At 73.8% G+C, this 13,604-nt stretch carries 15 protein-coding genes; 7 read left to right on the top strand and 8 right to left on the bottom strand.

The genetic code is table 11. From position 1 onward, the window contains the following. Positions 1-195 (top strand): hypothetical protein (locus ACOJTC_RS30235; RefSeq protein ID WP_420119432.1); only part of this gene is annotated, 195 nt, incomplete at its 5' end. Here the strand turns inward: ACOJTC_RS30235 and ACOJTC_RS30230 are convergent. Together ACOJTC_RS30230 and ACOJTC_RS30225 are read right to left on the bottom strand one after the other, a co-directional pair. After that, on the bottom strand, positions 187-879 hold the full coding sequence (locus tag ACOJTC_RS30230; protein WP_420119431.1) for a Pr6Pr family membrane protein: 693 nt from the start codon (positions 877-879) through the stop codon (positions 187-189). The genes ACOJTC_RS30235 and ACOJTC_RS30230 overlap by 9 nt on opposite strands. A gap of 160 nt (positions 880-1,039) precedes the next feature. Further along, positions 1,040-1,381, bottom strand: a complete 342-nt coding sequence (locus ACOJTC_RS30225) for a hypothetical protein (protein WP_420119430.1) — start codon at positions 1,379-1,381, stop codon at positions 1,040-1,042. Between the two features lie 183 nt (positions 1,382-1,564). Between ACOJTC_RS30225 and ACOJTC_RS30220 the strand changes: the two genes are divergently transcribed. Both ACOJTC_RS30220 and ACOJTC_RS30215 read left to right on the top strand, forming a co-directional pair. Beyond that, the gene (locus ACOJTC_RS30220) at positions 1,565-2,026 is read left to right on the top strand and encodes a hypothetical protein (protein ID WP_420119429.1); all 462 of its coding nucleotides are present in this window, start codon (positions 1,565-1,567) and stop codon (positions 2,024-2,026) included. Between the two features lie 4 nt (positions 2,027-2,030). Further along, positions 2,031-3,077 (top strand): polyprenyl synthetase family protein, encoded by a 1,047-nt coding sequence (locus ACOJTC_RS30215; protein WP_204928006.1) that lies wholly within the window; start codon positions 2,031-2,033, stop codon positions 3,075-3,077. Positions 3,078-3,087: 10 nt separating this feature from the next. On the opposite strand, the gene ACOJTC_RS30210 is transcribed toward ACOJTC_RS30215, so the two are convergent. Beyond that, positions 3,088-3,594 carry a DinB family protein gene (locus ACOJTC_RS30210; protein ID WP_420119428.1) on the bottom strand — a complete coding sequence of 169 codons (507 nt, stop codon included), beginning with the start codon at positions 3,592-3,594 and terminating at the stop codon, positions 3,088-3,090. A 139-nt stretch (positions 3,595-3,733) separates the two neighbouring features. On the opposite strand from ACOJTC_RS30210, the gene ACOJTC_RS30205 reads away from it, so the two are divergent. Then, positions 3,734-4,630 (top strand): DUF72 domain-containing protein, encoded by an 897-nt coding sequence (locus tag ACOJTC_RS30205; protein WP_420119427.1) that lies wholly within the window; start codon positions 3,734-3,736, stop codon positions 4,628-4,630. A gap of 91 nt (positions 4,631-4,721) precedes the next feature. Here the strand turns inward: ACOJTC_RS30205 and ACOJTC_RS30200 are convergent, their stop codons facing one another. The 4 genes from ACOJTC_RS30200 to ACOJTC_RS30185 all read right to left on the bottom strand — a co-directional run bounded on the left by ACOJTC_RS30200 (position 4,722) and on the right by ACOJTC_RS30185 (position 9,071). Beyond that, complete coding sequence (locus ACOJTC_RS30200; RefSeq protein WP_088647384.1) at positions 4,722-5,345, bottom strand: hypothetical protein; 624 nt, start codon at positions 5,343-5,345, stop codon at positions 4,722-4,724. Positions 5,346-5,467: 122 nt separating this feature from the next. Next, positions 5,468-6,331 carry an alpha/beta fold hydrolase gene (locus tag ACOJTC_RS30195; RefSeq protein WP_420119426.1) on the bottom strand — a complete coding sequence of 288 codons (864 nt, stop codon included), beginning with the start codon at positions 6,329-6,331 and terminating at the stop codon, positions 5,468-5,470. Between the two features lie 64 nt (positions 6,332-6,395). Next, positions 6,396-7,613, bottom strand: coding sequence for a glycosyltransferase (locus tag ACOJTC_RS30190; RefSeq protein WP_420119425.1), 1,218 nt, complete (start codon positions 7,611-7,613; stop codon positions 6,396-6,398). 240 nt (positions 7,614-7,853) lie between these two features. Next, complete coding sequence (locus ACOJTC_RS30185; protein ID WP_420119424.1) at positions 7,854-9,071, bottom strand: globin domain-containing protein; 1,218 nt, start codon at positions 9,069-9,071, stop codon at positions 7,854-7,856. 145 nt (positions 9,072-9,216) lie between these two features. Between ACOJTC_RS30185 and ACOJTC_RS30180 the strand changes: the two genes are divergently transcribed. Further along, positions 9,217-9,669 (top strand): RrF2 family transcriptional regulator, encoded by a 453-nt coding sequence (locus ACOJTC_RS30180; protein ID WP_357932966.1) that lies wholly within the window; start codon positions 9,217-9,219, stop codon positions 9,667-9,669. Between the two features lie 69 nt (positions 9,670-9,738). Here the strand turns inward: ACOJTC_RS30180 and ACOJTC_RS30175 are convergent, their stop codons facing one another. After that, the gene (locus ACOJTC_RS30175) at positions 9,739-10,995 is read right to left on the bottom strand and encodes a hypothetical protein (RefSeq protein ID WP_204927999.1); all 1,257 of its coding nucleotides are present in this window, start codon (positions 10,993-10,995) and stop codon (positions 9,739-9,741) included. A 312-nt stretch (positions 10,996-11,307) separates the two neighbouring features. Between ACOJTC_RS30175 and ACOJTC_RS30170 the strand changes: the two genes are divergently transcribed. Together ACOJTC_RS30170 and ACOJTC_RS30165 are read left to right on the top strand one after the other, a co-directional pair. After that, on the top strand, positions 11,308-13,365 hold the full coding sequence (locus ACOJTC_RS30170) for a DNA gyrase/topoisomerase IV subunit B (RefSeq protein WP_420119423.1): 2,058 nt from the start codon (positions 11,308-11,310) through the stop codon (positions 13,363-13,365). Positions 13,366-13,403: 38 nt separating this feature from the next. Beyond that, positions 13,404-13,604 (top strand): DNA gyrase subunit A (locus ACOJTC_RS30165; protein WP_420119422.1); only part of this gene is annotated, 201 nt, incomplete at its 3' end.

The raw sequence follows: 13,604 nt of genomic DNA, 5'->3' as shown, positions 1-13,604 counted from the left end.
GGCGCCGTGCTGATGCTGCTCGGCACCCTCGTCGGGCTACGGCCCTGGGGGGACTACCTGCTGGTGAACCCGGCCCTGCCCGCCGGTTTCGGCCGGATCGTACGGCTGGACGTGCCCGGCGGGTGGGGCCGGGCCGACGCGTACGGCCGGGACCGGTCGGCCGTCCGCCCGGGGCGTCGTCCCCGGCTACGCTGACCGCCCGGCCGGCGGTGCCGGTTGCACCGGGGCGTCCGGGTCGGCGGGCGGGTGGGTGACCCACCGGGACAGGGCCCGGTCGACGCCCACGAAGAGCAGGCCGAGCAGCCAGAAGGCGACGGCGAAGAAGACCGCGCTGACCGCGACGCCGTCGTAGCCGAGCTGCCCGGCGTCGATGAACGGGTACGGGTAGCGGTGCACGATCAGCCCACGTACCAGGGCGAACCCCAGGTATGCCAGCGGGAACGCCAGCCACCAGAGGGCGTACCGGGGGCGTAGCCGGCCGCGCGGGTCGAACAGCGTCCAGTCGGCGACGGCGAGCAGCGGAACGACGGTGTGCAGGAGTTGGTTGCCCACCGCCTCGCCGAGCGCCCGGTCGGGCTGGGTCATCGCGAACGGGCTGGCCGGGTTCGCCAGCACCAGGTGGTAGACCACGCCGGTGATGGTGACGTAGAGGGTCACCGCGCCCTTGAGCGCCGACGGCGGTTCGGGTCGACGTCGCGCGGCCTGCCAGGCGGCGTAGCCGGCGAAGAGCCCGACCGCCAGGTTGCTCTGGATGGTGAAGTACGGCAGCAGCCCGGTGACGGTGGCCGGGCCCAGGGCGGTGAGCACGATCCCGGCCAGCACACCGATCACGATCGCCAGCCGGAAGGCCACCGCCAGGCGTCGACGCCGCAGAGTCATCGGCGCAAGCTACCAGCCCCGCCGTCGCCGCCCCCGGCCGTGGCCGGGCCACCGGCCGCAGGTCACGCGCCAGCGGTCCCCGGTCGTGGGCCCGGCGGCCTGGCCGGCACCGACCTGGAGGGCCGCGTCCGGCCGACCACACCGGCCGCGGCCGTCTCGGTCATCGGTCGTGGGTCGGCGGCCGTCGGTCGTTGCGGTCACCGGTCGTGGGTGGGCAGCCGGGTCCCGGCGGGTGATCCGGCCCGGGGTCGTTGCCGTCCACCGGCCCGTCCGGGTCTCGGGCCGGATCCGCGGGCCGGTCGGGGACGGGGATGGCCAGGGTGGCCCGCGCGGCCCGGAACGCCGACATCGCCGCCGACTCCCCGGGCAGCTCGTCCCGGGCCGGGGCGGGGTGCACCGCGGTCAGCAGCGTCACCAGCGGCCGGACCGGGCCGGTCGACCCGTCGACCGCCCCGCTGAGCAGCCGCTCAGCGGTTTCCTGATCCAGGCGGTATCGGGTCATCTCGTGTCCCTCAGCGTCGGCGCGGGTTGGGACGTCACGCCGACGGGGCCCGACGTGGCCCCGGTCACACCCGAGCCGGGCGGCGGGGACGAAAACCGGGTCGGCATCCCTACAGTACGTGACCGGTCGGTATGCGCTGGTGTAAAAATCCGCTGGACAGGTCGCATCGAGGGAGGTTGGGCCATGCCCGAACGTGACACCCACCGTGACGAACGCTTCGATCAGCTCGGCGACGAGATGTCGGCCGCCGTCACCCGAGCGGCATCCGTGCTGGAGGAGGAGTTGTCCGCCGGCATCGACAGCGCCCGCCGGCTCCAGGAGAAACTCACCGCCGACCGGCGGGTCGACCCGGCGGCCTTCGACGAGGTGACCGGGCGGGTCCGCAGGGACACCCACGCGCTGATCGACATGGTGGTCGCCCAACTGCCGATCACCGGCGAGCGGGGCGAGCTGACCCGCCGCTACGCCGCCGACGCCCACGACGTGCTGGACAGCCTGCTCGACCTGGCCCGGCTCACCCCGGAACTGGCCAACGGGCTGATCGACCGGGTGTCCCGCCAGGGCCACGAACCGACCGGCCCGGTCCGCGTCGACCGGGACCCGGGGGCCCCGGCGGCCGACGGCGGGCCCGACCCGGTGGCCTGAGCCGATGACCGTTCCGGGCATCGACGACCGGGTCGAGGAGGTGCTGGACCGCTACCGGGCGCGGACCATGGCGACCCTGCTGGCCCAGCTGCCCACCGGCGGCCCCCGCTACCTCTACGACCTGGTCGCCGACTATCCCCGCCGCTCCGGCAAGGGGCTGCGGGCGGCGCTCTGCCTGGCCGCGTGCCGGCTCGCCGGGGACGGCGACGAACCGGACGAGGCGGCGGTCAACGTGGCCACCACCGTCGAGTTGTTCCACAACGCCTTCCTCATCCACGACGACATCCAGGACGGCAGCGAACAGCGGCGGGGCGCACCGACCCTGCCCGCCGCGTACGGCGTCGGTGTGGCGCTCAACGTCGGCAACATGACCAACCTGCTCGCCCTGGACCGGTTGCTGGCCAACCGGGACGGCCTCGGCTCCGGCACCGCCTGGCAACTGGTCGAACAGACCCGGCTGATGCTGCGCCACTCACTGGAGGGCCAGGCCATCGAGATCGGCTGGATCAGGGACAACGCCTGCGATCTCACCCCCGACGACTACTACCGGATGTGCCTGAAGAAGACGTCCTGGTACACCTGCATCTACCCGTGCCGCACCGGGGTGCTGGCGGCCGGCGGCGGGCGGCTGCGCACCGACCGGCTGGACCGCTACGGCTGGTACCTCGGCGCGGCCTTCCAGATCACCGACGACGTGCTGAACCTGGTGGGGGAGTACGCCGCCTACGGCAAGGAGATCGCCGGTGACCTGTGGGAGGGCAAGCGCACCCTGATCCTCATCGACTTCCTCGCCCGCTGCACCGCCGGGGAACGGGAACGGACGGTGGCCTTCCTCGGCACCCCCCGCGCCGACCGGACGGCGGCCGACGTGCGCTGGCTGCACCGCCGGCTGACGGCGTACGACAGTGTGGAGGTGGCCCGGCGCAGCGCCCGGGAACTGGCCGACGCGGCGCTTGCCGAGGGACGTGCCGTGCTCGGTGACCGGGCCGGCACCGAGGACGGCCGGTTCCTGCTCGGCCTGACCCGTTACGTCGTCGACCGCCCACGCTGACCGGCCGGGCTCAGCCCATCGTCTTCGCGCCGTCGATGGACTCGCGGATGATGTCGCCGTGCCCGCAGTGCTGGGCGGTCTCCGCGATCACGTGCAGCACCGTGCGGCGCACCGACCAGCTCGCTCCCGGCTCGAACCAGGGCGCCTCCGGCAACGGGTGGGCCGTGTCCAGGTCGAGGGTGGCGACCAGCTCGTCGGTGCGGGCCGCCGTCTCGGCGTACCGGGCGAGCAGGTCGGTCAGGGTGTCGTCGTCGGTCATCCGGAACATGCCGGCCCAGTCGACCGGCTCGCTCTCCATCGCCTCGGCCCCACCGGCCATGAACCGCGCCCACCGGTGCTCCACCAGGGTCACGTGTTTGATCAGGCCGCCCAGGCACAGCTCGCTGACGGTGCTGCGGGTCGCCGCCTGCTCGTCGGTCAGGTCGCGCACGGTGTGCCGCAGGAAGCCGCGGTGCTGGCCGAGGGACTGCAACAGGTCGGCCTTCTCGCCGGTGAGCACCCGCTCCGAAGTGGTCATCCGCCACCCTCCGTGGTCGATGTCGTCGAGGGTCACGCTAGGGCCACCCCCCGACACTTTCCGCCCCGCCACACCGCGCCTCCGACCGCGTCCGCCCCTGCGGTTGCCGATCCGGCCGCCGGGCGGTGGACTGGACCACATGGGAACGATCAGGGTGGGAACGTCGTCCTGGGCGGATCAGACGCTGCTGCGCGCCGGCTGGTATCCCCGGTCGGTGCGCACCCCGGCGCAGCGGCTGGGCTGGTACGCCGGGCGGTTCGGGCTGGTCGAGGTGGACACCTCGTACTACGCCATCCCGGTGCCGGAGACCACCGGCGGCTGGGCGGCGGCCACCCCGCCGGGTTTCACCTTCGACGTCAAGGCGTTCAGCCTCTTCACCGGACACCCGACACCGGTGCAGGTGCTGCCGAAGGACCTGCGACCGGCCACCGGGCCGTCCCGGGTCCGCCGCCGGGACCTGCCCGAGGCGACGTACGACGAGTTGTGGACCCGGTTCCGGGCGGCGCTGGCACCGCTCGCGGCGGCCGACCGGCTCGGCGCGGTGCTGTTGCAGTTCCCGCCGTGGCTGGTGCGGGGGGAGGGCGCCCGGCGGCGGATCACGGAACTGGCCGACCGGTGCCGGCCCTGGCGGGTCGCCGTGGAGCTGCGCCACGGGTCCTGGTTCGACGGTGCGGCGGCGGCCGAGACGGTGACCTTCCTGCGCGACCACGACCTCAGCCTGGTCTGCGTCGACATGCCGCAGGGGCACCCGTCCTCGGTGCCCCCGATCATGATCGGTACCGCCGAGCCGGTGCTGGTGCGGATGCACGGCCACAGCGCGCACTGGGAACACGGCAGCAAGGAGGACCGGTTCCGGTACGCCTACGCCGACGACGAACTACGCCGCTGGGCCGACCTGCTCACCGACCTGGCCGACCGGTCCGGGGAGCTGCACGTGCTGTTCAACAACTGCTGCGCCGGGCAGGCCCAGCGCGACGCCGCCCGGCTGGCCGAACTGCTCGGGGTCGCTCCCACGACGGCGGCCGTCGGTCACTGACCGCGCCGGTACGGGTCACTGACCGCGCCGGTACGGGGCCCGCCGTCCGTGCTGACGGCGACCCCCGTACCGGCCGGTCCCGGCCCGCCGGTCAGCCGGCCATCGCCATCCGTCGCCGGGCCCCCGTCGCGGCCAGCCGACCCATCGTCATCGGCGCGCCCATCAGCCCACCGGCGCGCCCGAGCATCCCCCGGAACACCTGGCCCGGCTTCTGCTGCTCACCCATGTACGCGGTGACCACCACCAACGCCCCGGTCAACGCCGGAATGGTCCACTGGAGGACCTTCATCTGCCGCTGCCGGTGCGCCACCTCGGCGGGCGTCTGGTAGTTGGGCTCGGTGGTCCCCGACACCGGCGGGTTGCCGGCGTTCTGCAACTTCATGCCCACCAACCGGCTGTACCCGGTGACCGCGAGCGCGCCGACGGTCAGCGCCGTCTTCACCGCGCTCATCCGGCCCACCCCGGACTGGGCCATCATCCGGGGGCTCTCGGTGGCCAGCTCACCCACCGCGCCGGCCAGGTGCGCGCCGATCGCCGCCGCGTTGACCGGCGTCCACCGCGACCAGCCGGCCGAGGCCACCGGAAGCCGTTGGGTCGAGTCGCTGATCCGTGCCGCCGCTCCGTTCACGCCCAGCGCCCCCATCAGGGAACCACCGAACCAGGCCGCCAGGCCGAGATCGTGCATCGAGCGCAGTGCGGTGTGTCGTTCCGACATCTGATCCCCCTCCACCGTGTTCGGGCGCAGCGGCATACCCGTCCCGACGGGGGCTACGCGCCCGGCTGCCGGCCGGGTCACCGATGATCCGGATCGGGCGTACGGGGGACCGGACACCGGGGTCAGCGGCGGGGCAGACCGGCCGCGAAGTCGGCCACCCGCCGGCTCAGCGGCAGGCCGGCCCGGACCCAGCGGAAGTGGTCCAGCGGGGCCCCCGCCTCGGCCGAGGTGTACCGGTGCCGGGTGACCGGCGCGGCGGTGAGCTTGGTGCAGAGGTGGTCGACGATCGGGTGCGGGGTGTACTGGTCGTCGTCGACGCTGACCGCGAGCACCGGCAGGGTCAGCCGGCCCACCGCCGCGTCGCCGTCCACCCCGTCGAGGGTGGGGAAGCGGCCGGTGCGGGCGGTGTGCGCCCAGTCCCGGATCACCCCGCGCGCCTGCCGGCCGCCGAACCCCCAGCCCGGCCAGACCCCGAGCGTCCCGGCGACCGCCGCGATCCCCTGGCTGTACGGCAGCACGCCGTACCGGCGCAGGCCCGGGTAGCCGCGCCAGTACGGCATGCCGACGGCGAGCAGGGCCAGCCCGTCGACCTGGTCGACGCCGTGCAGGGCGAGGTGCAGCAGGGCCGCCTGCCCGCCGAGGGAGTGCCCGAGCAGCAGCGTCGGCCGGCCGTCCCGTCGGGACTTGAGCGCGTCGAGGACCGCGCCGACGTCGGCGGCCAGTTCGCGGTAGCCGTACCGGCAGGACCGCGACGGCGGGGGTGTGCTGGCCCCGGTGCCGCGCAGGTCGGCGACGACCACGGCGAGGCCGGCGGCGCGCAGCGTGGCGGCGAACGGGCGGTAGTAGCGGGCGCGTACCCCCATCGCCGGGCAGATCAGCACCACCGGCGCGGCGGGCGTGCCGGCGGGCTCCGGATAGACCTGGATGCCGATCCGGGCCCCGTCGACGTCGACGAACTCCTGCGTGTACTCCGCGTCCCCGCTCACCGGCCCATCCTACCGGCCGGTAATAAGTGGTCCGCGCGCCGCCCGGGCGGCCCGTCGCGGCCGGTCAGGCCGCCGCCGGAGCCAGCCGACCGACCCCGCTGACCGCGGCGTAGACGCCACCGAGCTGCTCCGCCCAGTGCCGGAAGGAGTAGCGCACCCGCACCCGGTCCAACGCCGCCGTGGCGTACGCGAAGCGGCGGACCCGGTCGGCGAGCAGCCGGCGGACCGCGGCACCCAGCGCCCGGGGGTCGCGCGGCGGCACCAGGTCCCCGGTCAGCCCGTCGACCACACTGTCGGTGATCCCGCCGACCGCCGTGCCGACCACCGGCACGCCGCACGCCATCGCCTCCAGCGGGCTACGGCCGAACGGCTCGTACCACGGGGCGGCGACCAGGACGTCGGCCGAGCGGTACCAGGCCGCCAACTCCTCGCGGGGCACCGCGCCGACCAGCCGGACCCGGTCGGCGACACCACAGGACCCGGCGAGCGCGGTCAACCGGCGGGCGACGTCGTCGGTCGCCAGCGACCCGGCCGGCGGCCCGCCGACCACCACGTACTCGGCCCCGGGCACCCCGGGCAGCGCCCGCACGACGTCCTGTACGCCCCGGCGTTCGTGCAGCGGCCCCACGGTGAGCAGCCGGGGCCGGCCCGGGGCGCGCGGTGCGGCCGGACCGGTCGGGGTGAACAGCCGCTCGTCCACCCCCGACGGCACCAGCGTCAGCTTCGCCCGGGGCACCCCGAGCCGGACCAGTTCCCCCAGTTCGTCGTGCGACTGGACGACGACCCGGTCGACGGCCCGTCCGAGCGCCCGCTCGTAGCCGATCCGTCCCCGGCCGGCCGGCTCCCGGCCACCCGGGCGGCGTCGGTACGTGCTGCCCAGGTCGTGGTACGTCAACACCACGGGCGTGTCGGTGCGCCGGCCGGCGTGCACGGCCGCCAGGCCGCTCAGCCAGAAGTGGGCGTGCGTCACGTCCGGCCGCCAGTCGGCCTGCTGCCAGTGCGCGGCCAGCCAGCGGCCGAACTCGCCCACGTGGGGCAGGAGTTCCTCGGCCGGCACCGGCCGGGCGGGGCCGGCGGGCACGTGCCACACCTGGTACCCCGCGTCGGTCGGCACCGTGTCGGGCAGCGTGGCGTCGTCCCGCCGGGTGTAGACCCGCACCTCGTGGCCCTCGGCGGCCAGCGCCGCCGCCTGCTCGGCGACGTGCAGGTGCAGGCCCACGGCATCCTGTCCGCCGGGGACGGCGAGCGGGCTGGCGTGCCCCGAGACCATCGCGATGCGCATGCTTCCTCCTCCGTGATCCGGTCACCGGCGAGGCGGAATCCGGTGCGGGGGCTTCCGGCCGGCGTCATCACCCGGTCCCGCGCACCGGGCGCGCGACGGGCACCCGGCCGCCCTCGCGGCACCGGTGCCCGGACGTCACGCGCCGCCCGGTATGCCGAACCAGTTGCCCAGCGCGGAAGCGGTAAACATCAACTTTGCGTGCCCGTCCGAGCGCCCTGCGTGCCCCGCGACCAGCCGTGCTCAGCCCACCTCGGGCAGCATCCCGGGCCCGAACACCTCGTAGGCGATCCGCTCCACCGGCACCCCCCGGCGCAGCAGACCGCCGCGGACCCGGTTCATGAACGGCAGTGGACCGCACAGGTGCACGTGCGCGTCGGGGGAGAGCGGGATCAGCTCCGGGTCGATCCGGCCCCGGCTCACCTCGGCCGGCAGCGCCGGGGCGTCGTCGCCGGTGATCTCCTCGTACCACAGCCGCAGCCGCAGCCGGGGCAGCCGGGCGTGCAGCTCGACCAGGTCGGCCCGGTGGGCGTGGGCGGCACCGTCCCGGTCGGCGTGGGCCAGCACCACCGGCCGGTCCGGCGCGGTCGCCGCCAGGTGGGCCAGCGCCGACATCGCCGGGGTGAGCCCGATCCCGGCGCTGACCAGCAACAGCGGCCCCCGGCCCGCCACCGCGCTCACCTCGCCGAAGGGCGGGCTCAGCCGCAGGACGTCGCCGGGGCCGACGTGGTCGTGCAGGAAACCGGAGACCAACCCGTCCGGGGCGCCGGCCGTGCCACGTACCCGCTTGACGGTGATCCGCCAGTGGTCGGCGTCGGGACGGCCGGAGAGGCTGTACTGCCGGATCTGCCGGCCGCGTCCGCCGTCGAGGTCCACCGCGACCGAGACGTACTGGCCGGGGACGAAGCCCGGCACCGGACCGCCGTCGACCGGGACGAGGGTGACCGAGACGACGTCGGTGGCCTGCGACGTGACCCCGGTGACCCGCCAGTCGCGCCAGACCACCCCGCCGTGGGGCAGCCCGGTGGCCGCGTACAGCCGGGCCTCCCGGGCCACCAGCTCGCAGGCCATCAGCCAGTACACCTCGTCCCAGGCGGCGGCGACCTGCGGGGTGACCGCCGCGCCCAGCACCTCGCCGATGGCGGCCATCAGGTGCCTGCCCACCAGCGGGTACTGGCCGGCGGCGATGCCCAGCGAGGCGTGCTTGTGCGCGATGCGCTCCAGCACCGCCGTCCACCCGGTCGCGTCCTCGCCGGTGAGGTGCCCGGCGTACGCGACGACCGAGGCGGCCAGCGCCGCCTGCTGCCGGCCGGTCGCCTGGTTGCCCCGGTTGAACAGGTTCAGCAGTTCCGGATGGGCGGCGAACATCCGGGCGTAGAACCGGCCGGTGATCCGGTCGGCGTGGGCCCGGACCACGGGCAGGGTGGCGGTGACGACGGCGGCTGACGACTCCGAGAGCACGGCTCCTCCTCCAGATGGGTACCGGAGACCACTCAAACAGGAATTTGAAAGTCCTCTTAGGGCCGAAAGTCCCGGGCCCGTCGGCGTGCCGGCCACCGCCGCCCGGCCCCTGTTCGCCACCAGGGGCGCTGGCTAGGGTCGGATCGTGAAGCTCAACCTGTCGACGGACATGGCCCTGCGGATCGCCATGCTCACCGCCCCCGCCTCGACCCGCACCACCGTCGACGAGTTGGCCGAACGGCTGGACCTGCCCCGCAGCCACGTGGCCAAGGTGGTCCAGCGGCTCCAGCGCATCGGGGTGCTGTTCACCGTCCGGGGCCGCTCCGGCGGGGTGGCGTTCGCCGAGGGGGCCGAACGGATCACCGTCGGCCGGGTCGTGCGCGCCTTCGAGGGGGAGGGGGAGGTGGTCTCCTGCGAGGAGACCGGCTGCGCCCTGCGCGCCGGCTGCCGCCTGCGGGTCCAGCTCCGCCGCGCCCAGGCCGCCTTCCTCGCCGTACTCGACGAGATGCCCCTGGCGGAACTGGCCGACGGCCCGGCGGCGGCCCTGCTGCTCACTCCCGCGTCCGGCCCGGCGGCCCGCACCCCGGCGCAGACCTGAACGGGACCGGCGGACGCGGACCGGTCGACCGGCGGGGCGACCCGGACGGTCACCCCACCGGCCGCCGCTTCAGCTGACCTGGATCGTCCCGTCCGGCGAGCGGACGCAGGAGACCGCGCGGGCGCCGGTCGCCGCCGCGCCGCTCAGGCACCGACCCAGCACCTGGTGCCCGGCCGCGCTCGGGTGCCAGGACTCCTGGCAGGTCTGGAAGTACGTCCCGCAGGTGTTCGCGATCCGCTGGATGTCCAGCTTGTCGTAGCCGGACAGGCTGGTCACGAAGACCCCCGAGGTGCCGTCCTGGAGCCGGATCGGGGTGGCCAGCGCGTTGCCGGGGCTGCCCGCCGACTCGCACAGCCGGGCGCCGTCGAAGGCCCGCTGCACGTTGAGGTAGACCAGGTCGGCGGCGGGGAACTCGGCGGACAGCGTGCTGCGGACCGAGTTCACCAGCGTGCCCAGGCCCTGCGAGAAGCGCTGGCCGGGGGCGAGACTGGCCCGGTGGATCGGGCAACCGGCGGCGTACCGCTCGGCCCCCAGGTCACGGAACTTGTCCCGGGTGTCGTCCCGGCTGTCCTCCTCCCAGTAGGTCGAGGCCAGCTCCGGCGGCAGCGGGTTGGTGTAGTCCTGGAAGACGATCCGGTGCTGGCCGTCGGCGTCGATCTGGTCCAGCGTGGTCAGGATCTGCCGAACCGCCGCCGTGGTCTCCGCCGTCGCGGCGGCGACCTGGGCGGAGGTGGCCAGGTCGGCGTCCGTGCAGGGCTTCTGTTCCACCGGCCCGCCCAGGTACGCCCAGAACTCCCACCACCCGGTCCAGGCGTCGGCGATGAACCGGTTCGCGCACTTCTCGGCGACGGTGCCGAAGGTGAACGAGCTGTTGTTCGAGCCGAGGCCGATCAGCACCAGGTCGATGTCGTGGGTCTGCCCGACCGCGCGCAACTGGTCGAGCTGGGCGGCGACCTGGCGGCCCTTGGCGCGGCTGGCCGAGGCGTTGGCGATGTCGTACGGCTGGCCGCCGGAGCAGGCCAGGTTGAACCGGTCGGCGATCCCCGGCAGGTCCGCCTTGAACAGCGAGGCGTTGGGTGATCGGTGGCAGAAGTAGGCGTTGTTGTTCGGTGCCGACCAGCCCGGGAACGGCTGGGCGACCCCGTTGACGTCGGTCACCGCCGAGTACGCCCCGGCACCCTCGCCGCTGATGAAGCTGTCGCCGAGGGCGACGGCGGCGGTGGGCAGGGCGGCGGCGGCCGGTGCGGCGGAGCCGACGGCGACCGGCAGGGCGGCCGTGGCGACGGTGAGCAGCGCCGCGAGGGCGCTACGGTGGAACCTGGACATGACGTCCCCCATCTGTCCATGGAAATGTGAAAGATCCTTCCGGGCCGGATCAGATCACTTGGCGAGATGGACGTCAATGCCTCTTAACATGATCGTCCAATGGTGGAAACGGTCGTTTCCGGCCCGTCGGGCACCCCGCCCGGGAAGGCCCCGACCCCCGGCGGCGTTGCCCCCGGCGGACGCGCACCCGCCGTCCGACGTGGGGCTGCACGGCGCTGTCAGGGCGTAGGGCTACGCTCGCTGCGGCACGCCGCGCGTGGAGATCGAGACGGTGAGCGGCACCACACCGCCGAGACCGGGGAGTACGACCAGTTGACCGCACAGCCTGAGACCCTCTACGGGGCAGACGACCTCACCCACCTGGAGGGCCTGGACGCCGTCCGCAAGCGTCCCGGCATGTACATCGGCTCGACCGACAGTCGTGGCGTGGGTCACCTCGTCAACGAGATCCTCGACAACTCCACCGACGAGGGTGTCGCCGGTCACGCCACCACGGTCGAGGTGATCCTGCGCGCCGACGGCTCGGTGCAGGTCGACGACGACGGCCGGGGCATCCCCACCGACGTGCACGCCAAGTCCGGCATCTCCGGGGTCGAGCTGGTGCTCACCCGGCTGCACGCCGGCGGCAAGTTCGGTGGCTCCGGCTACAAGACCTCGGGCGGCCTGCACGGGGTGGGCGCCTCCGCCGTCAACGCGCTGTCCCGCCGCTTCGACGTGACCGTCCGGCGCGGCGGCAAGGTGCACGCCATGTCCTTCCGGCACGGCGTCCCCGGCGTCTTCGCCGGCGACGGCCCGGACGCCCCGTTCACCCCCGGCCCCGGCCTGCAGGTCGTCGGGTCGATGAAGCGGGGCCAGCGCACCGGCACCTCGATCCGCTACTGGCACGACGCCCGCTACTTCGAGACCGGCGCGCGCCTCGACGTCGAGGCCGTCCGGATGAAGCTGCGCAACACCGCCTTCCTGGTCCCCGGGGTCGACTACCGGCTGCGCGACGAGACCGCCGAGGAGCCGGTCGAGGAGCGCTTCCACTACCCCAACGGGCTCACCGACATGGTCGAGTTCCTGGCGCCGGCCGGTGACCGGCCCGTCTCCGGCACCCTGCTGGTCACCGGCGAGGGGACGTACCGGGAGAACGCCGCCGACGCCAACGGCGTGATGCAGTCCAACGTGCAGCGCCGGGCCGAGGTCGAGATCGCCTTCCGCTGGGGCACCGGCTACGAGCGCACCGTCGAGTGCTTCACCAACACCATCCGCAACGCCCACGGCGGCACCCACCGCCGGGGCTTCGAGCGGGCGCTGACCCGGACCCTGGCCGACGCCGTCCGCAACACCCGGGGCCTGCTCAAGCCCAAGGAGGACCCGCCCACCCTGGACGACGTCCTGGAGGGGATGACGGCGGTGGTGCACGTGCGCATCCCCGAGCCGCAGTTCACCTCGCAGACCAAGGACGAGCTCTCCACCGCCGGCATCACCAAGGTGCTCCAGACCCTGGTCGAGCAGCACGTCAAGGCCTGGCTGGAGGACCGGCGCAGCAAGGCCGAGGCGCGCACGGTGCTCCAGAAGATCGTCGACGCGGCCCGGGTCCGGCTGACCCAGAAGCAGCAGAAGGACGCCGCCCGGCGCAAGACCGCCCTGGAGGGCGCGTCGATGCCCGCCAAGCTCGTCGACTGCCGCGCCGCAGGCATCGACAGAAGTGAATTGTTCATCGTGGAAGGCGACAGCGCCCTCGGAACAGGGCGACTTGCCCGTTCTGCCGAGTATCAGGCGCTGCTGCCGATCCGCGGGAAGATCCTCAACGTGCAGAAGGCGAACCTCCAGCAGGTGCTCGACAACGCCGAGTGCGCGGCGATCGTGCAGGTGCTCGGGGCCGGCTCGGGACGCACCTTCGACCTGTCCTCGTTGCGCTACGGCCGGGTGCTGATCATGGCGGACGCCGACGTGGACGGCGCGCACATCCGGACCCTGCTGATCACCCTGTTCGCCCGCTACATGCGCCCACTGATCGAGGCCGGCCGGCTCTACGCCGCGATGCCGCCCCTGCACAAGATCACCACGAAGGGGCGCAGCCCACAGACCACCTACACCTACACCCAGGCCGAGATGGAGGCGACGGTCCGCAAGCTGGAGAAGGCCGGCCGGCAGATCGTCACCCCGATCCCGCGCTTCAAGGGCCTCGGTGAGATGGACGCCGACGAGTTGTGGGAGACCACGATGAACCCGGCCACCCGGGCGGTCCGCCGGATCACCCTCGACGACGTCGACGCCGCCGAGCGCATCCTCGAACTGCTGATGGGCGAGAAGGTCGAGCCGCGCCGCAACTGGCTGATCGACTCCTCCGACCGGGTCGACCGCGACGCGATCGACGCATGAGCACCGTGGCCGCCGTATCCCCGGAAGAGAGCTGAACGATGGCACGCCGTAAGGACGACCGCGCCAAGGTGGACCTGTCCGCCTTCGACCAGGCCGGCGCGCGGGTCTTCGACAACCCGCTGGTCACCGAGGTGTCCGACTCCTACCTGGAGTACGCCTTCTCGGTCATCCACTCCCGGGCGCTGCCCGACGCCCGCGACGGCCTCAAGCCGGTGCACCGCCGCATCCTGTGGTCGATG

The sequence above is a fragment of the Micromonospora sp. genome (assembly GCF_048594385.1).
Classification (GTDB): domain Bacteria; phylum Actinomycetota; class Actinomycetes; order Mycobacteriales; family Micromonosporaceae; genus Micromonospora; species Micromonospora wenchangensis.
This window is presented reverse-complemented; position numbering and strand designations above follow the sequence as displayed.